Source organism: Chryseobacterium sp. T16E-39, assembly GCF_002216065.1.
GTDB lineage: Bacteria > Bacteroidota > Bacteroidia > Flavobacteriales > Weeksellaceae > Chryseobacterium.
The window spans coordinates 2,666,962-2,691,746 of the sequence record NZ_CP022282.1 but is presented as its reverse complement, the minus strand read 5'-3'; the positions used below and the strand labels follow the sequence as shown (position 1 = coordinate 2,691,746).

Sequence of the window (24,785 nt, the reverse complement as noted above, 5' to 3'; positions counted from 1 at the left end):
ACTAATATACAAGAAATTTTAGTAAATGTAAATTAAGGTTTATCACAATCGGAATCTACTTTTATGAATAGAGAATTAAATTGGTCATTCATTTTTTCATTATATTGAGGTCTTTCAATTTCGTCGTTGACGCAATTTCCCCAGCCGAAAACGATAAGGTCTATGGTTGCATAATCCTTTTTATCTGCTGAGTTGAGATGATTTTCAAATTCATTCATAACCTGTTGTGGATTACCATTTCTTTTGCTCATCTCTTTTCTTAAGATTCTCCATTCTTCAACCATTTGAGAATCATCAGAATTTAAAGCTTTTGCAAACCGGCTGCAGTTTTTGGATGTATTACTTTTCAGTAAAATGGAGGGATCAGAATAAGCGATGATTTGAATCTTCTGTTCTTCGTAGTATTGGAGAAGTTCTCTGTATTTTTGTTTTTTTACATTTTGCCAAAATGGAGTGTTTACAATTTTCAGGTTCTCAATGAGCTTTTTCTTTTCAACAAACTCCTTGTTAAGCTTCTCCAGTACCTGATCTTTATTTTTTCTTACATCATGTAATGCGTCCAGCCCAAAAACTTGTGGTGAGGTTAGCGGCAAGCCACTCAATTCAAAAAAAAGCTTATAGGTTCCTTCCAGTTCTTCTTTTGTATACTTGCTCTCATCATAGTATCCTTTGTTGTCGCATAGTTCTGTAACAAAATTAAAAATACCTTGTTTCAATTGCTTTGGTTGTATAGTATCTTGTTTTAAAACTTGTGATGAAGAAGCAGAATCACCGTTGCTGTTTTTAACTAATGAAGGTTCCTTTTTGCAACTTAGAAAGGTGATGCATATGATGGTGAGAGCCAGGATTTTCATAAGATATTTTTTTATAAAACTAAATTTTTCGGCATATTATGAAGAAGTTCGGTATTAATGATCTCGGCGCAGATATTTGGTTTTTCCCAATGTCCGTTGTGTCCGCAATCCAGAATATATGATTTGATATTCGTTCTGTCCGGAAGATTATTAATGGTTGTTTCTGTTTTTACAGCATTGTCGTGTTTTCCTGATAAAACAAGAATTTTAGCTTCAAGTTTTTCCAATACATGCTTTTTGTCTGTCCTGTCTACCATTCCTTTAACGCATGCGAGTGCCCCAAGATTATTGGTAGAAAGTGCAACTTTCAAAGCTGTTTCTATTTTTCCTTCTAGAATGTCTCTTTCATTAGGATTAAAAAGATTAGGAACTCCTGCTTTTGCATAATTTGGAAATGCTTCCTGAATAATCCGGTAGCTTTTTATACGCTGTTTCTTCTTCTCTTCATCATCAGGAAGGTAAGTAGAGAAAAATAAAGTTAAACTTTTTAGTGATCCGGGGTACTTTTCAGCAAAAGCTAATGATACATAGCCACCCATAGAATGTCCCAGTAGATGTACTTTTTCAAGTTTTTGGTTGTCAAGGACTTTTTTTACTTCTTCAGCCATAAGTTCGCTGGTATGAACATCTGCTAAAATTTCAGATTGTCCATGGCCAGGTAAATCAATTTTCAAGAGATTGAAGCTTTCGGACAAATGAGGTTCCATATCATTCCAGATAGAAAGATTTTCCATAAAACCGTGAAGAAGAACTAGTGTTTCTTTTCCGTTTCCTTTTTTTTCAAAATTCAGCATGCTTTCGATATTAAAAGTGAATGTCAATATAATCAACAAATCCCGAGCCGTTTACCATGTCCTGTAGTCTCCAGGTTTTTCCACCATCCTTTGAAAGGAAAGTCTTTGTCCCTTGTCTGATGTCTATTTTCCCATTTTCATTTTCAGAAATGCTTTGTGAAACACTTCCTGTAAAATTCATGTGCTTTTCGGATACCACTTTCATATAACCTTGAATGTGAACATAATCTTTTCCTGATTTAATATCTCCAACCACTTTATAATGATCCTTTTCGCCTTCTGTCTTTTTGAAATTTACGGAGCCCGATTTTTTAATAAGATTATGAGTGAATTTGTGATCTCCAGTAAAATCTTTAAAATGATTTTTACTTTTGATACTGTCATTTATTTTTGTTCTTGCAGCATTAATGGAATCGATAATTTTTATGCTGTCTGCCTGGCTTGAGGTTGATTGAGCTTCTTTTTTAGAACATGAAAGAAGTAGAGTTGCAGCAATAGCTGCGATTAAAATATTTTTCATCAAAGAATAAATTATATGCTCAAAAGTAAATAAAAAAGAGCATTCTTAAAATGCTCTTTCTTTTTTTATTTTGTTAAGTCTTCGTAAACTTTTTTCTCCCAAGGTTTGATGTCTGTAATTCCATATCGTTCCTTTTTAGAAATGGCAATGTTATCCAGCATATCTACAAAGTTTTTGTAATTGGAATCATCTGTTGGCTTTACAATGATAGTAAAATTTTCCTTTTTAGGAGCATTGTTATAGGCTTCCGATATTACTTTAGATATATTTATTCCACTAAAGTTTGTTTCTTTTAGATTTTTGGTATTTAAATCTTCTTTAGCCTCCTGATGATAAAATACCCTGTTGTCTTTGCCAATAATAAATGTTATTTGATTTTTGAGGTCAATATCTATTGGTGGGGGTGTGGGATTAGGGGTGTGATCCTTTGCGGGTAATCCCAGATCCATCACATTGGGTTTAGTAAAGTTGGTAGTAAACATGAAAAAGGTAATTAATAAAAAACCTAAATCTACCATTGGAGTCATATCAACCCGGATCAGTTTTTTCCGTTGCTTTCCTCCTGATTTCTCTTGTGCAATAACTTCAGCCATAAGTACAATTTTTAAATGTTAAACGGTTTTTAATAAAGAATGAATTATTGTTCCTTATCTGAAGAAATTTATACAAAGTTTATACCTAAATTATTATAATTTCAAATATTTTCAAAATTTATTAATTAGTCAATATGAAAAAAACTTAATTGATTATAGTTTCTTAAGGTTTTATGATTTTTTAAGTATTTGGTTGTTATTTATTTATAATTAATTTTTCAGACAGTATCGATTGACCTTTATGCTCAACCTGAATCATATATACTCCATTTATAAATTGTATTGTATGAATAGAAATTTTTCTATCAGTATATTTTTGGGTAAATAATTTTCTCCCGGACATGTCTGTGATGCTGACAATGGTTCCGTTTGGCAGATTATCAAGATAAACATAATCTTTTGCTGGATTAGGATATAGATCAGGTTTTTTTATAGATTGGTTTTCTGTAGTGTTTAATAAGTTGGAAGATAATTTGACAAGCCAGCAATCGATTATTCCATGATTTCCTGTAACATCACCGTTTGTTGAAGAAGTGTCTCCCAGAATGATATATCCTCCGTCTGCTGTTTGTTCAAGAGAATGTAGGTTTTCGCTATTCGATCCTCCCAAAGATTTTTGCCACTTTAGATTTCCTACATGATCAAGCTTTGCCACCCAGAAATCGTTATTTCCATGATTTTCGGTCACCTGGCCATCTATAGAGATTGTCCAGCCAGCTACAATGTATCCTCCGTCCTGAGTCTGCCGGATAACCTGTGTAGTATCACGAAGACTTCCTCCTAACAGTTTATTCCATTCCATATTTCCATTGCTGTCTACTTTTATGATCCAATAATCAGGAATTCCCGGATAGGTTGGAATATCTCCGGTTACGGAATCTGCAGATGTTCCAGCAATAATGTAACCTCCATCCACAGTCTGTTGAATAGAGTAAGCAAAATCATCGCCGATGCCGCCATATGATTTTTGCCACTGTATATTACCTAAGATATCTAATTTTACGGTCCAATAGTCATACTTTCCATGATTTCCGGTTACGTCCCCGTCGGATGAACTGTTAGATGAGCCAATTACAATAAATCCTCCGTCATTGGTTTGTTGGATCTCTGCTACATCTTCAAGGCCAGTGCCCCCGAGTGATTTTTGCCACTGGATATCCCCGCTATTATTTAATTTTACTATCCAATAGTCAAGGTTTCCGTGATTTCCTGTTACGTCACCGTTTGTAGAACCGGATGAACCTGCAACAATATAACCTCCGTCAGTTGTTTGTTGAATGGAAAGAGCTTTTTCAGAACCACTACCTCCCAGTGATTTCTGCCACTGTATATTTCCATCAGGATCGAGTTTTACAATCCAATAATCTTGGCTTCCATGATTTCCGGTTACATCACCATTATTAGAGTCAGATATACCTGCTACAATATATCCTCCGTCAGTAGTCTGCTTAATAGAATAGGCAATTTCATAGCCTGTTCCTCCTAGTGATTTCTGCCATTGTATACCTCCAGTCATATTTAATTTTACTATCCAAAAGTCACCATTTCCGTGATTTCCCGTAACATCACCATTAAAAGATGAAGTATACCCCGCTGTGATATATCCGCCATCGGCCGTTTGCCTGACGGAGTAACCCCAGTCAGTCAAACTTCCTCCTAAAGTCTTCTGCCATTCAATGCTTGGTGCCTGAGCGTCTATAAAAAACGAGTTCAATATAAAAAATAAGAGATATAATGTTTTTTTCATATATTATTTTCTTAAAAATAAAAAAAAAGTGTGAAGTATGTCCTTCTCAATAAGTAAGTGTAGATATTTTTCTAATAAGTGTAAAAAAAGCCCTCTCAATTCAATTGAGAGGGCTGTATAATTTTAAATAGGAAAACTACTTATTTTGTTTGTAATAATTGACACCGCATTCAAGGAATTTCTTAAAATCCTCTTTAGGCATATATCCAGATACGGGAGTATTAATTACTTTTCCGTCTGGAGTAACCAAAACATAGTGTGGTTGGGAATTATTGTTAAAATTCACCTGTTGGAATAAGCTCCATCGGTCACCAATTGTTTTTACTTTTTTAATTTGTCCTTCTCCAAGGTCAATTTTAGTTTTCTGATCTTCAGGAAGTTCTTCTTTATCATCTACATAAAGAGATGCAAGAACAACATCATTTTGGAGTATAGGCAGGATGTCCGGTTCACTCCAAACGAATTCCTCCATCTTTCTACAGTTTTCACAACCATAACCGGTAAAGTCAATAAGGATCGGTTTATTCTCTTTTTTAGCTAATTCTACGGCGCTAAAGAAATCATGCTCAGGATGCATCCCCAGAATTCCGTCTTTTTCATCATGGAAATAGCTCACGTTCAATGGGGGTAATATTCCGCTCAATAATTGAAGTTTTGGACGTTCTGATGGAATTAATCCCTGAATTAAGTAGATCACAAAGCCAATACCTAATACACCTAATATTTTTCTTGTAATAGATATTTTTGGCTTTTTATCATCATGAGGGAATCTGATAACTCCAAATAGGTACAAAGCAAGACCAATAGTTATGATAACCCAGATAACAATAAATAATTCTCTTTTCAAAAAGAAGGTCTTAGAAACCAGATCTGCTTTTGACAAGAATTTTAAAGCCAAAGCTAATTCCACAAAACCTAAAACCACTTTTACAGTATTCATCCAGCCTCCTGATTTTGGAAGACTTTGTAATGCTTGTGGAAACAATGCCAATAATCCAAAAATAATTGCCCATGCTAATCCAAAACCAGCCAAAGCAAAAGTTAATAGCATTGGAACATTGGTGGAACCCGTAACTGCACTTCCCAGCAAGCTTCCCAGGATAGGTCCTGTGCAAGAGAATGAAACTATTACAAGGGTTAAAGCCATAAAGAAAATACCGATAATACCACCTGCTTCTTCTGCTTTAGAAGATTTGTTTGCAATAGAACTTGGTAATGTGATATCATAATATCCAAAGAAACTTCCTGCGAAGAAAATGAATATAATAAAGAAAGCTATATTCAGCCAAACACTGGTCGATATTTCATTGAAAATATTCCCGGCAATTCCATTAATTAAATGAAACGGAACACTTAATAAAACAAATATTAATAAAATGAAGAAACCATAAATAAGGGCATCTCTTTTACCCTTTGCTTTATTTTTATTTCCTTTTGTAAAGAATGAAACGGTTAAAGGAATCATTGGGAAAACGCATGGAGTTAATAAAGCGATAAGCCCTCCGATAAATCCTAAAAATAAATAAGTCCAATAATTTTCATCAGTTTGTGAAGTTTTAGTGCCACAATCCGTTAAAGGTTTTTTGAAATCAATCGTCTCTATTTTTAATTGTTTAGGATCCAAGTGAGATACTTGTGTTGCAACGGCTTCATTTTTTGCAGGATTTTCAACTGCTGTTACCGCTGTTTTTAAAGAATCCTTAGCAACTTCTGGAGCTGTTTCAGGAGTAGCCTCTTCTGTTGCACCTTTTGGAGTTACTTTTTGATTGAACTCCAGAGTATTTGGAGCCAGACAAACCCGGTCATCACAGGTTTGGTAAGTAATTTCAGAAGTTACATCAGCTGGTTTTGTAGGATCTTTAAGTTTAAATTTTTGTTTAAAACCCGCAGAATTCGAATAAAAAACAATGGTTCCCCCGAAAGCTTCTGAAAATTCCTCATGTTTTTTTCCAACCTCCTGGAATTTTCCAATTAATTCAATGTTTTTTCCGGAGACTTTATATTCTGTAGGAATTCCGGTATCTTCAGGAATGTCTCTCGAGTAAATATGCCACCCACTTTCCATCGTTGCATTAAGAACTGCTTCGTATTGATTGTTTCCCAGGTCATTAACTGTGAATTTAAATTTTACAGGATTTTTAATCTGTGCATTAAGTCCCGTAAATAAGAATACCAAAGCCAGTAACAGCCATGCTTTAAATTTACTTTTCATTTTTACATTTAGTTAAAAAGGTTCAGGGTATATTTTGTCTTTTCTATACATATAAATCTTCTGTCTTGTCTGTATGGAATAACGCCTAATACATTTTTATTGCCGTCTGCTAATACCCAAATTTTTGCTTCGCTAAAATAGATAATTTTTCATCCTTAAAAAACTTAGAAACTTTCTTTTTTCCCGAAAAGTATAATGGATAAAATAAATCGCCCTCTATTTTTTTTCTTAAAACCAATGGGAATTGAATCATTTCTGCGTCAAATGACCATTGAATAGTCTTATCAACTTCATTGTTTTTACTAATAAAATTGTTGAGATTTATGTCAATAGAGAGTTGATCGAAATTAAAATTTTCAATTAAAATAATCTCTTCTTCATCTGTTTTTTCATCATTGAGATCGATCATAATTAATTGCCCTCTGTTGATGAGCAGCTGGAAATCATTAGAAAAAAAAGAGCTTCCCGTTTCTGCTGTAAAGATTTTTTTAATTTCATCCTCTTTATTAAAGCCGTATTTTTTTAGAATTTCAAATTTTACAAAATCACTTTCTTTGCTTAGCTTTTCTTTTGATAAAATTATCTTTCCCAGGTTAAACGTTGAAATACTGTTTTCTATTTCCTGGATTTGTTTCTGAACAAAATCTTTAGTTTGATTAAGATAGGAAGATGACTTTCTGAAATTTTCCAAAAAATGGTCATTGGTTTCCAAAAGTTTTGGGACGATCTCATTTCTGATCTTATTTCGTAAGTAATCGCTTTTTTATTCGATCGGTCTTCCCTGTATGCAATATTGTTTTCTTCAGCGAAGCTATAGATGTCTTCTTTTGTATATTGCAAAAGGGGACGTAGAATTTTATTTTCGTTTGCGGGAATGCCACTAAGCCCTTTAATTCCTGAAGCTTTCGAAAGATTAATAATGAAAGTTTCCAATTGGTCGTTCAGATGATGGGCGGTAACCAGAAATTCCAGGTTTTCTCTTTCCTGTATCTTTTTGAAAAAACGATAACGAAGCTCTCTGGCCCAAAGCTGAATGGAGTTTTCTGGCTTTTGGCCTTCTTCTGATACTTCATATAAATGAAATGTAATAAAGTTTTTTTTGCAAAAATCCTCTACCACTTTTTGATCAGAGTCAGAATCCTTTCCCCGGAGCTTATAATTGATGTGTGCAATCTGAAAATTGAGACCTAAATTCTGAAATAGAAACGCTAAAACCATAGAATCAGCACCACCGCTTACCGCTAAAAGATAAGTGTGTTTTTCAGGGGAGTTGACCAGATTTTCCAGATGTTCTTTAATGCTTAATTTTTTCAACATAGATGTTGAGAATTTCTTTTGTGCAAAGATAATTCATATAATTCAATTGAATTTTCTAACTTTGATCCGTCTAAAAAAGATTATTTATGAAGATATTAAAAATTTTAGCAGTTTCTGCAATGGCGTTGGGAATGACATCTTGTGTCAGCAAAAAACAGTACGATGCATTGAGTTCTAACTACAAACAATGTATTGAAAATATTGGCGAAAGACAAAGAGAAATTCAGGATCTGAAATCTCAAAATTCTGCATTATCTGGTGAAAATAGTTTACTAAAAAGCCAACATGATGCTTTGAAGTCATCTTTAGATGCTTGTTTATCTAATACAGGGAAGAGCTCTGCAAATATTGATAAATTAGTAGGAGAGATTAACGCTTCAAACTCTTATATCAAGCAATTGATTTCAAATAATGCTAAAAATGACAGTTTAAATTTAGCATTATCTAATAAACTGAAAAGATCTTTGGATAATGTAACGGATGATGATGTTCAGGTAAAAGTGTTGAAGGGTGTTGTAATGATTTCACTATCTGATAAAATGTTATATAAAACAGGTGATTATAATGTCTTGCCAGCTGCTCAGGAAGTACTTGGGAAAGTGGCGAAGGTAATCAACGATTATGACAAATATTCTGTATTGATCGAAGGTAATACGGATAATGCGGCATTAAGTTCAGCTAATTTACCAAGAGATAACTGGGATCTTTCAGCATTGAGAGGAACAGCTGTTGCAAAAATATTACAAACTCAGTTCGGAGTAGATCCTTCAAGAATTACTGCGGGTGGACGTTCAGAATACAATCCTAAGGCAACAAATATGAGTGTTTCAGGAAGAGCGGAAAACAGAAGAACTGAAATTATCATTATGCCTAAATTAGATGAATTCATGAAGTTGATGGATATCAATCCAAAGAAATAAGAATTCAAATCCTATCATAAAAAATAAATCCCGAATTTCTTCGGGATTTATTTTTTTTAATCAAACTAGTTCTTCTCTTTTCAATAATGAAATAATTCGTTTAAAAAATAGATCGGATAATTTGCGTTTAGTTCTTTCAGAAGAAGATACGTTTTCTACAGTTCTTATAGCTTTTCTTTTTGGCTTGGTTTGGTTTTCTTCTGTTTCCATGATATATAATATTAGTGTGTTTAACGCCTACCAAAGATACCATGTCTTGCTTGTAAAATGCACCCGGGTTTTTACGGTATTTTGTATGGTGGTTTCCCTATTTTAATTGTATCTTTTGTAGATAAATTATTTGTCTTTTCTTTTATTTAGTTAAATTTGAATAACAAAAATTGGTAACATGAGTTTTTTTGAAGAAAAGAATCCCGAGATGGATAGGTATTTGGAAACCCATGCTTCTTCTGAACCTGAAATTCTAAAAAAATTAAGAAGGGAGACTTTCCAGAAAACGACGCAGCCCCATATGATTTCGGGATATCAGCAGGGAAGACTTTTAACGATCATTTCTCAAATGCTACAGCCTAGAAATGTTCTTGAAATTGGAACTTTTACAGGATATGCAACATTATGCCTGGCTACCGGTCTCTCTAAGGATGGGAAAGTGACAACATTGGACGTAAATGAAGACCTGGCTTATCTTCCTCAAAAATATTTTTCGGAAAGTGAATATGCTGATCAGATTCATTTTAAGCTTCAGGATGCTAAGGAATTTCTGAAGGAAACAGATGAATTTTTTGATCTGGTATTTATTGATGCGGATAAAGATAATTATGCTGAATACTTTAGATTGATAAAGCCACATACACGATCTGGATCTGTGGTTTTGTTTGATAATGTACTTTGGTATGGGAAAGTTTTAGAAGAAAATCCAAAGCAAAAATCCACGCAGGTGATTAAGGAACTCAATGATTTGATTACAAAAGATGAAGATTTTGAAAATCTTATTTTACCTTTGCGGGATGGAGTAAATTTCCTCCGCAGGAAGTAATTAGAATATTTTGAAGTTTAATTTTTAATCTTTGAATTTTTTAATCATTTAATATAAAAATTGATGAATAAAGGAATTTGTATTGTTACTGTAGCCCCTGTCCGCGCAGAAAACTCGGACAAGGCTGAAATTGTAACAGAAATATTGTTTGGTGAAAGTGCAGATATTTTGGAAGTGAATAAAAACTGGACCAAAATAAAAATGCATTATGATGGATATGAGGGGTGGATGGATACTAAGCAAATAAAACTGGTTCCAGACGAAGAGCTTGAGAGGAGAAAGGTAACTGTAATTACAGAAGACTTTTCTTCGGTATTGATGAACGATGGTAAAACATTACTTTCCATGGGCTCAGAGGTTGAATTTCAGACAGTGGCATCACGAAGAAGTCATGATATTCGGGAAAGTATTGCTTTAACAGCAAAAGAATTTCTTAACGTTCCTTATCTGTGGGGAGGCAAAAGTTTTTTTGCTGTGGACTGTTCAGGTTTTACACAATTGGTGTATAAGGTCCATAATATAAAATTACCCAGAGATACTTATCAGCAGGCAGAAGTTGGAGAACCTTTAACTTTTGTTGAGGAAAGTCAGCCGGGAGATTTGGCATTCTTTGAAAATGCTGAAGGAAAAATTATTCACGTTGGAATAATGTTGGAGAACCAAAAAATTATTCATGCTTCCGGTAAAGTGAGAATCGATACTCTGGATTCTACAGGTATTTTTAATAAAGAATTAAATAGCCATACTCATAAATTAAGGGTGATAAAAAATGTGATGTAGTGATGGCTTCATTCTATTTTTGTAGTTATGGGACCAACATATTAATCCTATCTTAAAAATGGAAGGAAATGATTAAAAAGAAAGATAATTCAGAACATTATATCTGGGGAGATCAGTGTGATAGCTGGATACTGAAAGATACTCCGGAACTTTCGATCAAGCAGGAGATAATGCCTCCGGGAACTTCTGAAAAATTGCATTTCCATAATATAGCCAGTCAATTCTTCTATATATTAAAGGGACAGGCTTTATTTGAGGTTAATCATGAAAAGGTTTCCGTAAACGCAGGTGAGGGTATTTCTATTTTGCCCAAAGACCAACATTGTATTTCTAATAGTTCTGAAGAGGATCTTGAGTTTTTGGTGATCTCCAATCCTTCAACCCATAATGATAGAATTGAAATTGAAAATAAGTGATGTCTTTTATTTATAACATATTTGTTAATCTTCTCATTTTCGGAATGAAGGTTTTTTCGTTATTTGATGAGAAAACGAAAAAAGGAGTTGAAGGCAGAAAACAATCCTTACCTCTTGTTAAATCAATTTTTTCAAAGGATGATAAGGTTATTTGGATGCATGCTGCAAGCCTGGGAGAATATGAACAGGGACTTCCTGTTTTAGAGAAATTGAAAGATATATTTCCGCAACATAAGATTCTGATTACTTTTTTTTCACCTTCAGGTTATGAAAATGTTATTAAAAAGAAGCATATTGCAAATGTTATCTGCTACCTTCCTTTTGACAAAAAAGAAACAGTAAGAAATTTTGCAGTACAATTTACGACTGAAATTTTTTTCACGGTTAAATATGATTATTGGTATAATCTTTTTGCGGAGCTTAAAAAGAGAAACGTCCGGATTTATGTAATTTCAGCGCTGTTCTATGAACGACAGTCTTTTTTTACATCGTATGGTAAATGGTTCGTTAAACAATTGCAGCATAATGTAGATTGGTTTTTTCATCAGACTGAATTCTCATATGCACTGGCTAAAAGTGTAGGGTTGACCCAATCCTCTATAACAGGAGATACAAGGTTTGATAGGGTAAAGCAATTGAGAGCCAGAGACAATCATGTTCAATTTATTGAAAAATTTATCGATGGTAAGAAAACCATTGTTTTGGGAAGTTCTTGGAAAGCAGAAGAGGAAATTGCATCGATTACTTTTAGAAAGAATCCATTTCTCAAATTTATTATAGCTCCCCACGACTTAAAAAGAGTCCAGCACTTAAAACAAATATTCCCTTACGCATTATTATATAGTGAAATAGAATCCAGTGAACTACCAATTACGGAGTATCAGTTCTTAATTATTGATAGTATCGGATTACTATCTAAATTGTATTCTTATGCTGATATAGCTGTAGTAGGAGGAGGATTCCATGATGCGGGACTGCATAATATTCTTGAAGCAGCAACTTTTGGTGTGCCGGTTATTTTTGGGAATCAGTACAGAAAAAATCCGGAAGCAGATGAATTGATTTCTTCAGAGGGTGGAAAGTCTTTTGAAAATGAATATTTAGCTGCAGATTTTATTCTTTTCCTTATTAATAATGATGAGGTGCTTGCTGAGATGTCTAAAAATGCCAGACAATTTGTTGATGGTAAACCCAACTCATCAACACTCATTATAGAAAAGATTACATCACTTTAAAAATCCCTGGCTCTTTATTTCTTTTATCATTAAATCAAGGTTTTCAGGAATTTGGTCGGATTTCATCCAGTTAAAATCAAAGCTGTTGTTGATACAAAGCTTTTGAAGGTAATGGTTAATCTTTATTTTATTTTCTAATTCTTCTAACGGTTCATCAAACTCCATCCAGTAATCTTCGTCCAGTTTTTTTATGGTAAGTAAAGCTTTTATAAGCTTATTAATTAAATAAAGATAGAGCTTATAAACATTGTCGAATCTTTGATGGCTCAGTTGGCTGTTGTGATCCAGAATTTTATTAATTAGAAATAAATGAAGTGACACCTCGCCAAACTTATCTGTCGTTACTTTTATATGCTCTGTGATTTCAGCACTTATTTTTCGAATAAGTACAAGGAAATATTTTGGATTGCTTAAATATTTAGAAGCAAAAAGAACCTTCTCTTTAATGATTTCTTCCATCTGAGCTCTCTTCTGATCTGTTGTTTCAGTATCAATAAGTTCAAAATAAAGTTTTTTAGAAAGGAGTTTGTCCTTTTTAAGGAGTCTGAAGATCAAACGGTCTTTTTCTATTGAAGAAAAATTACTCAGGGCAGCTTTGAATTCTTTTGAATATTCCATTAATTAAAAATTTTAGAATATTTCATAAATCCGTTCAGAGCCCAATTAGCAGTATAGTATAATGATTTTATAGTAGAAAACTTCATAAAGTCTTTGTATACAAGATATTGGTCTTTTATAATATGTTGTTTTTTTCTTGAAACGCTTGTGGAGTGCATTCTGTACTTAGCCATTGTTTTAGGAAGAGGTTTGCCTACAGGAATTTTCTTTAACAGGTTGAGCCACATCACATGGTCTTCACGTTTGCTGCCTTCTGGGAAGTACTCTATGCCTACTCTCCGGGAATCATACATTGAAGACAATAATGACAGGCGGCAGGTTTTTAAAAGATTTCCAAAAGTGACTTCCTTATCTGCTTTGAAATCATCAATTTGCGGAACTAATTGCTCATTGCACCTGGCGTAATTTGAATAAGCAATTTCGGCGTTATTGTCTTTCATGAAATTGATCATTTCTTCTAAAAAATCAGGCTCCCAAAAATCATCAGCATCTAAAAAAGTAATAAACCTTCCGGTAGCCTTTTCTAAAGATAGATTTCTTGCATGCCCTGCTCCTCCATTTTTTTCTGCTACGGATAACTTTATTCTTGGGTCATTGATTCTTTTAATAATTTCCACGGAGTTGTCGGTAGATTTGTCATCCGTGATCAACCACTCCCAATCTGTAAAAGTCTGGCTCATTACGGATCTGATTGTTTCTTCCAAAAATCTGGATGAATTATAACATGGAGTGATTATGGAAACTTGGGGCATACGTGTTTTTCTGCAAATATAAGGTTTTAAAATCTCTGTTTTCTTGAAGGAATTTTAAGAAAATGAAAATTATAATTGCAAAACCTAAAAAAAATGACAGAGTATTTAAAAAAAATCATAATTTTAGGCCTTGAAAAATTTGATATATGAAGAAATTAGCATTACTATTTGCAGGTTTATCATTATTAGCAGCTACGGGGTGTAAGGATGACGATCCTCAAAGGTTATTTCCAATTAATGGACTTTGGCAACCTGTAAAGGAAGTGATCACAACTATTCCTGTGAACGGGGCTGGAGTGTCGGACGAAATTACCTACACGACTTGCCAGAAAGATTCAAGATGGCTGTTTAATGAAGGAAGCACCGGGAAAAGAACCGATAAAGATGAAATCGGGACCCCTGCAATTTGTAGTACAGTTTCAGATAGAAATTTCACATATACTTATAGCACAAGCGATAACAGAATAGAAATTAAATATCAGGGTACCGTAGTTCCGGATAAAGGAAAAGTAACTACACTCAATGAAACTACCCTGAATCTTACCATCGAAGACACTACAGATCCTAATTTATATAAGTCTAAAACTTATACATTAAAGAGAATCCCTCAATAATATATAAGAGTTTAGAAAAGAATAAAAGATCTCATCTTCGGATGAGATCTTTTTGTTGACCCCTGGTTTGCTAATTAATTAAAATTTAAAGTTCTATTTCTTTTAAAATTTTTATTTTTGTACCTCTTCAAATTTTTTGAAGTATAATTTAAATAAAATATATACATATAGTGTTTTACGATCATCAGCAGATAGAAAAAAAGTGGCAGAAATATTGGGAAGAAAAACAGACGTACAAAACTTCCAATGCAACAGATAAACCCAAATTTTATGTACTCGATATGTTTCCTTATCCATCAGGTGCAGGGCTTCATGTTGGGCACCCACTGGGATATATCGCATCTGATATCTATGCAAGATATAAAAGACATCAGGGGTTTAATGTTCTTCACCCGGTAGGTTATGATAGTTTTGGACTTCCTGCTGAACAATATGCTATTCAAACAGGACAACATCCGGCAATCACTACGGAGGAAAATATTACGAGATATGAAGAGCAATTAAGAAAAATTGGCTTTTCATTTGATTGGAGCCGGGAAGTCAGAACTTCAGATGCTTCTTATTATAAATGGACACAATGGATCTTTATTCAATTGTTTCATTCATGGTATAATAAGGATACAGATAAAGCTGAGTCTATTGAAACTTTAATTAAGCATTTTGAAGAAAAAGGAACTCATGGGTTAAATGCCAATCAGAATGAAGAATTGGATTTCACTGCAGAGGAGTGGAAAAATGCTTCTGATATAGATAAGGAAGATATTTTATTAAATTACCGTTTGGCTTACAGAGCAGAAACGACTGTGAACTGGTGTCCGGCTCTGGGAACTGTACTTGCTAACGACGAAGTAAAAGACGGGAAATCTGAAAGGGGAGGCTTTCCTGTATTTCAGAAAAAAATGATGCAGTGGAGTATGAGGATCTCCGCATACTCAGAAAGATTACTTCAAGGTTTGAACACCTTAGACTGGCCTCAGCCGCTGAAAGATTCTCAGGAATACTGGATCGGGAAATCTCAGGGAGCACAGGTTAAATTCAGTGTCGAGAATCATGACGAAATTATTGAGGTCTTCACAACAAGACCTGATACTATTTTTGGAGCAACATTTATGGTGTTGGCTCCGGAGAATCCTTTAGTAGATACTATTACTACAGCTGCTCAAAAAGCGGAGGTAGATACCTATATTGAAGAAACTTCTAAAAAGACCGAGAGAGACAGGATGTCTGACGTGAAAAATGTGAGTGGTGCTTTTACGGGAAGTTATGCGGTCAATCCGTTCAGTAATGAAAAAATGCCAATATACATTTCAGATTATGTATTGATGGGCTATGGTACCGGAGCAGTTATGGCAGTGCCGGCACATGATGAACGTGATCACAGATTTGCTAAGAAATTTAATTTAGAAATTAAAAAAGTTGTTGAAACAGACGAAGACGTTCAGGAAAAATCTTTTGACTCTAAAACAAGTACGTGTGTCAACTCGGATTTTCTGAATGGATTATCTTATGATGAAGCGAAAACGAAAATGATTGCTGAGATAGAGAGTCGTAATATTGGGCATGGAACCACAAATTACAGACAGCGTGATGCTATATTTTCAAGACAGCGTTATTGGGGGGAGCCGGTTCCTATATATTATAAGGATGGAATGCCATATACATTACCTGCTTCTTCATTGCCTTTGGAACTTCCTGAAGTTGAAAAATATTTGCCGACCGAAGATGGAGATCCTCCTTTAGGGAATGCTAAATTCTTTGCATGGGATGAAGCCTCTCAGAAAGTAGTTGCGACTGATCTGATTGATGAAGTTACTGTATTTCCTCTGGAATTATCTACAATGCCAGGGTGGGCTGGAAGCTCATGGTATTTCTTAAGATATATGGATCCTCATAACGAAGAGGGGTTTGCTAAAAAAGAATTAACTGATTATTGGGGACAGGTAGACCTATATATAGGAGGAAGCGAACATGCAACCGGTCACTTACTGTATTCACGTTTCTGGAATATGTTCTTAAAAGACAGAGGATACATCAATCATGATGAGCCTTTCCAGAAATTGATCAACCAAGGGATGATTTTAGGAATGAGTGCATATATATATAGAGTGGAAGGGACGAATCAATATGTTTCTAAAGCTTTGGCTCATGAATATAAGACTCAGAAAATCCATGTTGATATATCTTTATTAAAAGGAACATCCGATGAATTAAATACTGAGGCATTCAAACAATGGAGACCTGAATATGCAAATGCAGAATTTATTTTAGAAGATGGAAAATACATCACAGACCGTGAAGTGGAAAAAATGTCCAAGTCTAAATATAATGTAGTCAACCCTGATGATATCTGTGATGAATATGGAGCAGACGGTTTAAGATTATATGAAATGTTCTTAGGTCCATTGGAACAATCAAAGCCGTGGAATACCCAAGGGCTAAGTGGAGTGTATGGATTCCTTAAAAAATTCTGGAACCTGTATTTTAATGGTGATGTATTTGAAGTTTCTGATGAAGAACCTACAAAAGAAGAATACAAAGTTTTACATACCTTAATAAAGAAGGTTGTTTTTGATATTGAAAACTTTTCATTCAACACCTCTGTATCTTCGTTTATGATCGCTGTTAATGAGTTGCAAAAAATAAAATGCAACAAACGCAATATTCTTGAACCATTAGCCGTTATCATTTCTCCTTATGCGCCTCATATCTGTGAGGAGCTCTGGAATAGACTGGGACATGTTGAGTCTATTGAATTTCAGGAGTTTCCTGAATTGATTGAATCTTACCTGGTGGAGGATGAAATTGAATATCCGGTGAGTGTAAATGGTAAAATGAGGTTCAAATTATCCCTATCTGCTCAATTATCAGCTAAGGAGGTAGAAGATTTGGTGATTAATGACTCAAAAATGCAGCAAATTTTAGAGGGAAAAACCCCGAAAAAAATCATTGTTGTCCCTCACAGAATTGTGAATATTGTAATTTAAAAAAAAATTAACATTGGCAAATTAAAAAAAATGAGGGCTTAATTTTTTGAAATTTTTAATGTATTTTTAAATACTGAGAAATATCATTAAAAAAAAAGAGAAAAATTGAAATATCGAAATCGTAATAATATTTCGTTATCAAAAAAATGCAAAATGTTTATTTAAGACTCTTGTATTTTAATTAATTTTGCCTTTAATTTACAACTTGATAAAATTTTAAAACAATATAATTTAGTTAAATATGGAAATGAATGTTTCAAAAAATGATGAGCAAGTAATTGCTAGAAAGGCAGGAGGTTTAAACCCGGCTATTATTATTCCTATTTTATTCGTTATAGGAGTTTGTATTTATTTATTCGTGCTAGGGAGTCCTGGTAACTTCAAAGATGCAGATAAACTAGGAAGTGGTTCTGTAGCTTTTTCAAGTGTTGAAGGAAAAGACATTCATCCAGAGTCGTTTTTAGGTATTATCTACAAAGGAGGGGTTATCGTACCTATCTTGATTACTTTCATGATCACTGTAATCGTTTTCTCTTTTGAAAGATATTTCGTATTAGGAAAGGCGTCTGGGAAAGGAAACTTAGACAACTTTGTAGTACAGGTAAGAAGCTTACTTAATCAAAACAAAATTGATGAAGCTTTAGAAGAATGTGACAGACAACAAGGATCTGTAGGTAACGTAGTGAAGGAAGGTCTTACTACTTACAAAGCACTTTCTCATGATACTACTTTAAATAAAGAGCAGAAAATGATCGCTCTAAACAAAGCTATCGAAGAGGCTACTACTCTTGAGATGCCAATGCTAGAAAAGAATATGATGATTCTTTCTACTTTAGGTACTGTTGCAACATTGATCGCACTTTTAGGAACAGTAATCGGGATGATTAAAGCATTCTTCGCATTAGGTTCTGGTGGTGGTACTCCGGATGCAGCTGCACTTTCTACAGGTATCTCTGAAGCATTGATCAATACAGCTTTAGGTATTGGTACTTCAGCTATCGCTATTATTCTTTACAACTATTTTACTTCTAGAATTGATGGATTAACTTACAAGATCGACGAGATCGCTATGAGTATCCAGCAGTCTTTCGCTGAATTCAACTAAGAATTTTTAGCAAGGAATTTGCATTAGCAATAAAAGAAGTTTAATTAAAAATAATAAAAATAATGGCGAGAGTCAAACCAAAAAGACATGGAGTAGTGACGGATATGACCGCGATGTGTGACGTTGCGTTCCTACTACTTACATTCTTTATATTGACCACTCAGTTTAAAAAACCTGACGTGGAGCAGATTAAGCCGCCATCTTCAATATCAGAGAAGTTACTTCCTGATGCTAGTTTAATGACTATTAACGCTACTCCAGACGGAAAATTTTATTTCCAGCCTGTAGAAAACGCATCAGAGAGATTACAGCTTTTAGATAAAATGGGTCAAAAATATAATATTACTTTTGACAATAACGAAAAAGCTGCATTTCAGAAAGTACAAGCAATTGGGGTTCCTATGAACCAACTTAAAAGCTATCTTGATTTGTCAGATGACGAGCAAAAAAGTTTCAAGAGTCCTACTGGGATTCCTATGGACAGTACTAATAAGCAGTTAGTAGACTGGGTACAACAAAGTTTAAGCGTAAATCCTGAGTACAAATTGGCTATTAAAGGAGACGTTACTACTCAATACCCTAAAGTGAAAAGCTTATTTGAAGGTTTAAGAGATATTGATTTTCTTAAATTTTGGTTGATTACATCACAAGAAGGTAAACCTTAATATCACTAGAAATGGCAGAAGTACAAGTACAGGAAAAAGGCGCCAAAGGCGGCAAGGTACGTTCCAAGAAACAGAGTACCAGAGTCGATATGACTCCGATGGTGGACTTGGGTTTTCTATTGATTACCTTCTTTATGTTCACAACCACGTTTAGTAAACCTAACGTAATGGATTTGGGTCTTCCGGCAAAACCGAAAGAAAAAGATAAAAAACCACCTCCAACAGAAATTAAACTTTCTAACTCAATTTCTTTATTATTGGGTAAGGACAATAAGATTTTTTGGCATCAGCAAGATAATACATCTTTAACTGATCAGAATCTTAATGAAACTACTTTCGATAGAGAAGGTGTTAGAAAAGTAATTGAGCAGGCAAAAGCAAATGCGGCAGATAAAACTAAATTTACTGTAATTATCAAACCGACTGATGACGCTGTATATAAAAACTTTGTGGATATTCTTGATGAAATGGCTATTACCAAAAGTGAGCAGTACGGAGTTACTGATCTGAAGCCTTGGGAAACAGCTATTTATAATAAGAAGGTTGGGAATAATGGAGCTGCGGCTACACCAGCTACAAAGTAATTTAACCATAAAATTGAAAATCTATGGCAGATGAAAATGTATACGGTCAGAATCTAACTTTAGACGAGATTGTATTTGAAAATAGAAACAAGGAATATGGTGCTTATGATCTGAGACATCAGTATCCAAGACTTCTGACAAAATCTTTTATTGTTGGAACAGCATTATTCCTAGTTGCGGCTTTGTCTCCTTTTATTTATCTTACGATTAAAAGACTTACAGCGCCAGAAAAGCAAGAAGTAAAAGCTGATTTGGTAGAAATTCTTCAGGAAGATAAAATTATTGAGCAGCCAAAAGAAGAAGAACCACCTCCACCACCTCCACCTCCAAAAGAGGAGAAAATTGAGGTAATCCAAAACGTGGTTCCGGAACCTGTAAAGGCTCCAAAGATTGAAACTCCACCACCGCCAATCTCTAAGCAATTAGAAACGACGACTGGTTTAAATAATCAGGAGGGGGTAAAAGCTCCGGCTTACACACCTCCACCGCCACCACCATCTACAGGGACAAAAACTTCAACAGCTGAAGTGAAGCCTCAGGTAAGTGATACTCAAGTGTATACTGAAGTAGAGCAAACTGCAGAATTCCCAGGAGGTATTAACGCTTTTAGAAATAAAGTGTCTAGTAACTTTGACGGATCTGCGATGAATGGAGATGAAGGTGCTGTAAAAGCTGAAGTAACTTTCGTTGTTGAAAGAGATGGAAGTATTACAGACGTTAAAGCGAGTGGAAAGAATTCAGACTTTAATTCTGAAGCAGTAAGAACCATTAAATCTATTAAGAACAAGTGGAGCCCTGCTAAGATTAATGGACAATCTGTACGTTATCGTTTCAGATTACCATTGACAATGAATTTTGAAGGATAATTTTTTATCTTTAAATAATAATTAAAAAAGAGAAGCATATGCTTCTCTTTTTATTTTTTTTGGTATTTTTGTTGCATGATGTTCAATTGGTTATCCTTAGTTACAGGATTGTTTTATATCGTTTTAGGAATTGTAGTTATTTTTTACAAATTCTTCTTTATTATTTTAGAGCCTGCCGTTGCATACCCGCTGGGAGGTGTTATGATTTTATATGGAATCTTTAGAATTTACAGAGCGGTTTCAAGAATAAAAAATTCAGGAAATGAAGAATAGTATGAAAGGGATAATGCTTTTTGTTTTAAGTGTTATTGCTCTAAGTTGTAAAAAAGAAGATAAATCTCCTTCCTATTATAAAGGAGATCTTACCATTCTTACCGATGAATCTTTTAAAAGTGTTACAGAAGCTTTAGCGGACGGATATATGATAAATTATCCTGATGCACATATAAAGGTTGTTACAGAAAAAGAAGACTTAGGATTCCTTGATTTGTTAAAAGGAAAAGCCAGAGTTGCTGTAATGTCCAGAGAATTAAATGCTGAAGAACTTAAAGCGTTTAAAGAGCAGGTGGGTTCTAAATTTTTACCTGCAAGATTTGCTGCTGATGCTGTTATTTTCGTTGTTCCTAAAAATTCTACCAAGACCAGTATTACTATGAATGAGATACAAAATGGTCTTTTATCCGATAATAAATCATTTATTTTTGACGGAGCCAATTCTAGTAATTTAAATTTTGTTGCTCAGAAATTGAAAAAGCAACCGAAGGATCTTAAATTTTCGGTGATTCCTGGTAGCGAGAATATTATAGAACAATTAAATAAGTATCCTGATAAGATTGGAGTAATAGGTCTTAATACCTTTAGTCGTCCTTATGATAAAGTCTCTATACAATTGAGGGATATGGTTAAAGTACTGCCTGTTGAAAACAATGGAAAATTATATTCTCCCGATGCTGCCGGACTACGTGAAATGGAGTACCCTTTTACAAGAGTTTTGTATTTTTTAACAAATGAAGGAAACTTTAACATTGCTAATGGATTTATTAGATATTCGTGTACTCAACTAGGGCAAATGATTGTTCAAAAAGAAGGTTTGCAACCTTACAACATCTATAAAAGGGAGGTGCAAATGCGTTAAAAAATATTAAATTAACTTTTTACCCTAAATAAATACACTATTTTGGTCTAAAAATTGTGTATAATATTACTCGATTTAGAAAATATAAAATGAAAGATATAATGATTATGAATGTAAAAAAGATTGCTTTTGGAGCAGCGGTGGTATTTTTTGCCAATTTTTCGTTTGCACAAACATTGCAAGATGGTATTAATAGCGTTGATAGTGATAAGTTTGCTCAGGCAAAAACTAACTTCACTGATATGATTGCTAAAGCACCTACTGCTGAAAACTATTTCTACTTAGGAAATACTTTTTTAAGACAAGGTGAACCTGATTTTGCTAAAGCAACTGAAAGTTTTAATAAAGGTCTTGCTGCAGATGGCAAAAGCTATTTAAACAAGATTGGATTAGCGGCTGTAAAACTTGGAAAAGGAGATAAAGCAGCTGTTGCTGAAATTCAGAAAATTGTTAGTGACTCAAGAGAAAAAGATGCTGAAGTATTGTTTAGAGCTGCTGAAGCTTTAACATTATTTGAGAAAAATAACTCTCCTGATTTAGCTATTCAGTTTTTGAACAAAGCAATTGAAAGAGCTCAGAAAAAAGAAGTTCCTGCAAACTATTACTATACGCTTGGAGATGCTTATAGACTAAAGAAAATTCCAGGAGATGCAATGACAGCTTACGACAAAGCTTTGCCTCTTGCTAAAAATAAAGCTTCTGTTTACACGAGAATGGGTACTTTATGGATGGCTGCACAGCAATGGAAATTAGCTAAGGAAAATATTGATAAAGCAGTTGGAGTAGATGCTACATATGCTCCTGCTTATAAAGCATTGGCTGCATATGATATTAAATATCAGCAAAACGAAAAGGCTACTCAGGATTTGATCAACTATACAAAATATGCTGATGAAGATCCGTATACTCAATTAGAAATTTCTAAGCTTTATTTTACGAATGAAGATTATGCTAACTCCAAAATGGTTTTAGATAAGATCTTTGATAAGATTGATGATCCTATTAAATTCAAATTAAGAGCTTATCAGTCATATGCTGAAGGAAAATATGCAGAGGCTAAACAAAACATGGATAGCTTCGTTTCTCAGGCAGACAAATCAAGAGTACAGCCTGCAGACCAAGGTTTACAAGGTTTGATCGCAGCTGGATTAGCTAAAGACGAAAAGGATGCAGCTAAGAAAACTGCTTTAACAACTGAAGCTCAGCAAAAAATTGCTATGGCTAAAGCTGCTAAAGATGAAACAATGAAATGGGATATGGAATTGGCTAAAATTGCTGGAGGAGGTGCTTCTCAAGGATCTGCTGATGCTGGGCCAACTAACCCTACGATTGAAGGATTAAAACAAAAAGTAGCTGCTAATGCTCAGGATACAGATTCATTATTTAAGTTGGCAACAGCTTATCAGGATGCTAAAAACTGGAATGGAGCTATTCTTACATGGCAGAAGATGAGCACTCTTCTTCCTGATTGGGCTCCTGCTTATTACAGCTTAGGATATTCTTATCAGCAAGCTGCTAATAATGATGCGGCAAAAATTGCTTATGAGAAATTCATTAGTACTGTAAAACCTGCAGACACTGAAGCGAATAAGCAAACTTTAGCATATGCTTACTTTGCGGTAGCATATATGAGTAAAGATTCTGATCTTGCTAAAGCTAAAGATTATGTTGCTAAATCGGTTCAGTTGGATCCAACATATCAGGATGCTGTTAAACTTAACGGTGAGATCAATAAGTAATTTAAAATTTAAATTATAGATATTAAAACTTCCCATTCGTAATGTTTGGGAAGTTTTTATTTTAAGCCCTATCTTTGAAAATATGAAATGCCCTTAATTGAACATTCGAAGATATGAGCATAATTTTTGGGCGTTCCATCTGACAAATTCAAAAAATAAAAAGAACAGATGAAAACAGACATACTTGCTTTTGGAGCACACCCTGATGATGTAGAGCTTGGTTGTGGTGGGACAATCGCCAAATTGGTATCAGAAGGTAAAAAATGTGTTATTGTAGATCTTACAAGAGGTGAATTAGGAACAAGAGGTACTGATGAGACCAGAAAAGTTGAAGCAGGTGATTCTGCAAGGATTTTAGGCGTTTCAGCCAGAGAGAACCTGGGCATGAAAGATGGCTTCCTGGTTAATTCTGAAGAATACCAGATGAAGATTGTAAAAATGATCCGCAAATACCGCCCGGAAATCGTATTGGCTAATGCAATTGATGATAGACACCCGGATCATGCAAAAGGGTCTAAATTAGTTTCCGATGCGTGCTTTTTAGCGGGGCTTAGAAAAATAGAAACAATAGAAGACGGAGAGAGCCAGGAAGTATGGAGACCCAAACATATTTTTCATTATATCCAATGGAAACATATTCAACCGGAATTTGTTATTGATATTTCTGAACATCTTGATAAAAAGATTGAAGCTTGTATGGCATTCAAAACTCAGTTTTATGATCCTAATTCTACCGAACCGGTGACTCCGATTGCTACAAAAGACTTCTTTGAGAGCTTAACTTACAGGGCGCAGGATCTTGGGCGTTTATCGGGAGTTGCTTACGCTGAGGGCTTTACAACAGAGAGATTAATTGCTTTGAAAAATTTTGATGGAATTGTTTTGTAATTAAAAATTCTTTCCTATATTTGCAACCACAAAACGGTGATTGTAGCTCAGTTGGTTAGAGCGTCGGATTGTGGTTCCGAAGGTCGGGGGTTCGAGACCCCTCATTCACCCAAAGAAAGTACACTTTTTAAAAGTGTACTTTTTTATTTTATACTCCTACGAGATCCTGTTTCTCGTTTAAATTTTTAAACATTCTTGAAAATTTTCTGGCAGAATGTCAAGCCAGCATATCAACTTGGGGGTTAGAGGCTGGATAACTTATTTTTTTACCTAATAATTTATAGTTTTTGTTAATTTTTTATTAAAATGACAGAATATAATCATGAATAGATTATTTTTTTGAATGTTTTATTACATATTTTAGATTATTTTTGAAGTGCTGAGCACTTAGCGCGCTATTAAGAACTAAAC

The 24,785-nt window shown here is 34.3% G+C and carries 26 protein-coding genes and 1 tRNA gene; 16 read left to right on the top strand and 11 right to left on the bottom strand.

The features are described 5' to 3' along the window. Positions 1–32 precede the first annotated feature (32 nt). The 8 genes from CEY12_RS12170 to tilS form a co-directional block, all read right to left on the bottom strand. Positions 33–854, bottom strand: coding sequence for a hypothetical protein (locus tag CEY12_RS12170; RefSeq protein ID WP_089027952.1), 822 nt, complete (start codon positions 852–854; stop codon positions 33–35). 11 nt (positions 855–865) lie between these two features. Continuing rightward, positions 866–1,648: an alpha/beta fold hydrolase gene (locus CEY12_RS12165; RefSeq protein WP_089027951.1), complete on the bottom strand. Its 783-nt coding sequence runs from the start codon at positions 1,646–1,648 to the stop codon at positions 866–868. Positions 1,649–1,658: 10 nt separating this feature from the next. Further along, complete coding sequence (locus tag CEY12_RS12160; protein ID WP_089027950.1) at positions 1,659–2,168, bottom strand: hypothetical protein; 510 nt, start codon at positions 2,166–2,168, stop codon at positions 1,659–1,661. A gap of 65 nt (positions 2,169–2,233) precedes the next feature. Further along, positions 2,234–2,761: a biopolymer transporter ExbD gene (locus tag CEY12_RS12155; RefSeq protein WP_089027949.1), complete on the bottom strand. Its 528-nt coding sequence runs from the start codon at positions 2,759–2,761 to the stop codon at positions 2,234–2,236. Between the two features lie 196 nt (positions 2,762–2,957). Then, positions 2,958–4,508, bottom strand: a complete 1,551-nt coding sequence (locus CEY12_RS12150; RefSeq protein WP_089027948.1) for a T9SS type A sorting domain-containing protein — start codon at positions 4,506–4,508, stop codon at positions 2,958–2,960. 136 nt (positions 4,509–4,644) lie between these two features. After that, positions 4,645–6,720, bottom strand: coding sequence for a protein-disulfide reductase DsbD family protein (locus CEY12_RS12145; RefSeq protein ID WP_089027947.1), 2,076 nt, complete (start codon positions 6,718–6,720; stop codon positions 4,645–4,647). A 109-nt stretch (positions 6,721–6,829) separates the two neighbouring features. After that, the gene (locus tag CEY12_RS22630; protein ID WP_228409687.1) at positions 6,830–7,411 is read right to left on the bottom strand and encodes a tRNA lysidine(34) synthetase TilS C-terminal domain-containing protein; all 582 of its coding nucleotides are present in this window, start codon (positions 7,409–7,411) and stop codon (positions 6,830–6,832) included. Further along, positions 7,336–8,037 carry a tRNA lysidine(34) synthetase TilS gene (gene tilS / locus CEY12_RS22625; RefSeq protein WP_228409686.1) on the bottom strand — a complete coding sequence of 234 codons (702 nt, stop codon included), beginning with the start codon at positions 8,035–8,037 and terminating at the stop codon, positions 7,336–7,338. Before tilS ends, CEY12_RS22630 begins: the two co-directional genes overlap by 76 nt. A gap of 86 nt (positions 8,038–8,123) precedes the next feature. Between tilS and CEY12_RS12135 the strand changes: the two genes are divergently transcribed. After that, positions 8,124–8,957: an OmpA family protein gene (locus CEY12_RS12135; RefSeq protein ID WP_089027946.1), complete on the top strand. Its 834-nt coding sequence runs from the start codon at positions 8,124–8,126 to the stop codon at positions 8,955–8,957. A 60-nt stretch (positions 8,958–9,017) separates the two neighbouring features. Here CEY12_RS12135 and CEY12_RS22275 read toward each other — a convergent pair whose 3' ends face one another. Further along, entirely contained in the window at positions 9,018–9,167 is a 150-nt protein-coding gene (locus CEY12_RS22275; RefSeq protein ID WP_157676814.1) for a hypothetical protein, read from the bottom strand. Between the two features lie 178 nt (positions 9,168–9,345). Between CEY12_RS22275 and CEY12_RS12130 the strand changes: the two genes are divergently transcribed. The 4 genes from CEY12_RS12130 to CEY12_RS12115 all read left to right on the top strand — a co-directional run bounded on the left by CEY12_RS12130 (position 9,346) and on the right by CEY12_RS12115 (position 12,424). Next, positions 9,346–9,993 (top strand): O-methyltransferase, encoded by a 648-nt coding sequence (locus tag CEY12_RS12130; protein ID WP_089027945.1) that lies wholly within the window; start codon positions 9,346–9,348, stop codon positions 9,991–9,993. 63 nt (positions 9,994–10,056) lie between these two features. After that, the gene (locus CEY12_RS12125; protein WP_089027944.1) at positions 10,057–10,773 is read left to right on the top strand and encodes a C40 family peptidase; all 717 of its coding nucleotides are present in this window, start codon (positions 10,057–10,059) and stop codon (positions 10,771–10,773) included. A gap of 68 nt (positions 10,774–10,841) precedes the next feature. Continuing rightward, on the top strand, positions 10,842–11,189 hold the full coding sequence (locus CEY12_RS12120) for a cupin domain-containing protein (RefSeq protein ID WP_089027943.1): 348 nt from the start codon (positions 10,842–10,844) through the stop codon (positions 11,187–11,189). Further along, positions 11,189–12,424 (top strand): 3-deoxy-D-manno-octulosonic acid transferase, encoded by a 1,236-nt coding sequence (locus tag CEY12_RS12115; protein WP_089027942.1) that lies wholly within the window; start codon positions 11,189–11,191, stop codon positions 12,422–12,424. The genes CEY12_RS12120 and CEY12_RS12115 overlap by 1 nt, the downstream gene beginning before the upstream one ends. Here CEY12_RS12115 and CEY12_RS12110 read toward each other — a convergent pair. Beyond that, a complete protein-coding gene (locus CEY12_RS12110) occupies positions 12,416–13,042 on the bottom strand; it encodes a deoxyuridine 5'-triphosphate nucleotidohydrolase (protein ID WP_089027941.1) in 627 nt (208 codons plus the stop codon). The genes CEY12_RS12115 and CEY12_RS12110 overlap by 9 nt on opposite strands. Further along, entirely contained in the window at positions 13,042–13,794 is a 753-nt protein-coding gene (locus CEY12_RS12105; protein WP_089027940.1) for a glycosyltransferase family 2 protein, read from the bottom strand. The genes CEY12_RS12110 and CEY12_RS12105 overlap by 1 nt, the downstream gene beginning before the upstream one ends. 146 nt (positions 13,795–13,940) lie before the next feature. Here CEY12_RS12105 and CEY12_RS12100 point away from each other — a divergent pair, with 146 nt between their 5' ends. The 11 genes from CEY12_RS12100 (at position 13,941) to CEY12_RS12050 (ending at position 24,485) form a co-directional block, all read left to right on the top strand. After that, positions 13,941–14,408: a lipocalin family protein gene (locus CEY12_RS12100; protein WP_089027939.1), complete on the top strand. Its 468-nt coding sequence runs from the start codon at positions 13,941–13,943 to the stop codon at positions 14,406–14,408. A gap of 170 nt (positions 14,409–14,578) precedes the next feature. Further along, the gene (gene leuS, locus CEY12_RS12095; RefSeq protein WP_089027938.1) at positions 14,579–17,392 is read left to right on the top strand and encodes a leucine--tRNA ligase; all 2,814 of its coding nucleotides are present in this window, start codon (positions 14,579–14,581) and stop codon (positions 17,390–17,392) included. Positions 17,393–17,633: 241 nt separating this feature from the next. Continuing rightward, positions 17,634–18,497 (top strand): MotA/TolQ/ExbB proton channel family protein, encoded by an 864-nt coding sequence (locus tag CEY12_RS12090; protein WP_089027937.1) that lies wholly within the window; start codon positions 17,634–17,636, stop codon positions 18,495–18,497. A 62-nt stretch (positions 18,498–18,559) separates the two neighbouring features. Next, on the top strand, positions 18,560–19,162 hold the full coding sequence (locus tag CEY12_RS12085) for an ExbD/TolR family protein (RefSeq protein WP_089027936.1): 603 nt from the start codon (positions 18,560–18,562) through the stop codon (positions 19,160–19,162). 11 nt (positions 19,163–19,173) lie between these two features. Further along, positions 19,174–19,746: an ExbD/TolR family protein gene (locus CEY12_RS12080; RefSeq protein ID WP_089027935.1), complete on the top strand. Its 573-nt coding sequence runs from the start codon at positions 19,174–19,176 to the stop codon at positions 19,744–19,746. A gap of 23 nt (positions 19,747–19,769) precedes the next feature. Further along, a complete protein-coding gene (locus CEY12_RS12075) occupies positions 19,770–20,612 on the top strand; it encodes an energy transducer TonB (protein WP_089027934.1) in 843 nt (280 codons plus the stop codon). A 75-nt stretch (positions 20,613–20,687) separates the two neighbouring features. Continuing rightward, the gene (locus tag CEY12_RS22620) at positions 20,688–20,885 is read left to right on the top strand and encodes a DUF308 domain-containing protein (RefSeq protein WP_228409685.1); all 198 of its coding nucleotides are present in this window, start codon (positions 20,688–20,690) and stop codon (positions 20,883–20,885) included. After that, a complete protein-coding gene (locus CEY12_RS12065) occupies positions 20,875–21,747 on the top strand; it encodes a PstS family phosphate ABC transporter substrate-binding protein (protein ID WP_089027932.1) in 873 nt (290 codons plus the stop codon). The genes CEY12_RS22620 and CEY12_RS12065 overlap by 11 nt, the downstream gene beginning before the upstream one ends. 89 nt (positions 21,748–21,836) lie before the next feature. Continuing rightward, positions 21,837–23,486 carry a tetratricopeptide repeat protein gene (locus tag CEY12_RS12060; RefSeq protein ID WP_089027931.1) on the top strand — a complete coding sequence of 550 codons (1,650 nt, stop codon included), beginning with the start codon at positions 21,837–21,839 and terminating at the stop codon, positions 23,484–23,486. A gap of 168 nt (positions 23,487–23,654) precedes the next feature. Then, a complete protein-coding gene (gene bshB1, locus CEY12_RS12055) occupies positions 23,655–24,374 on the top strand; it encodes a bacillithiol biosynthesis deacetylase BshB1 (RefSeq protein ID WP_089027930.1) in 720 nt (239 codons plus the stop codon). 35 nt (positions 24,375–24,409) lie between these two features. Further along, positions 24,410–24,485, top strand: a tRNA-His gene (locus CEY12_RS12050). Positions 24,486–24,785 lie beyond the last annotated feature (300 nt).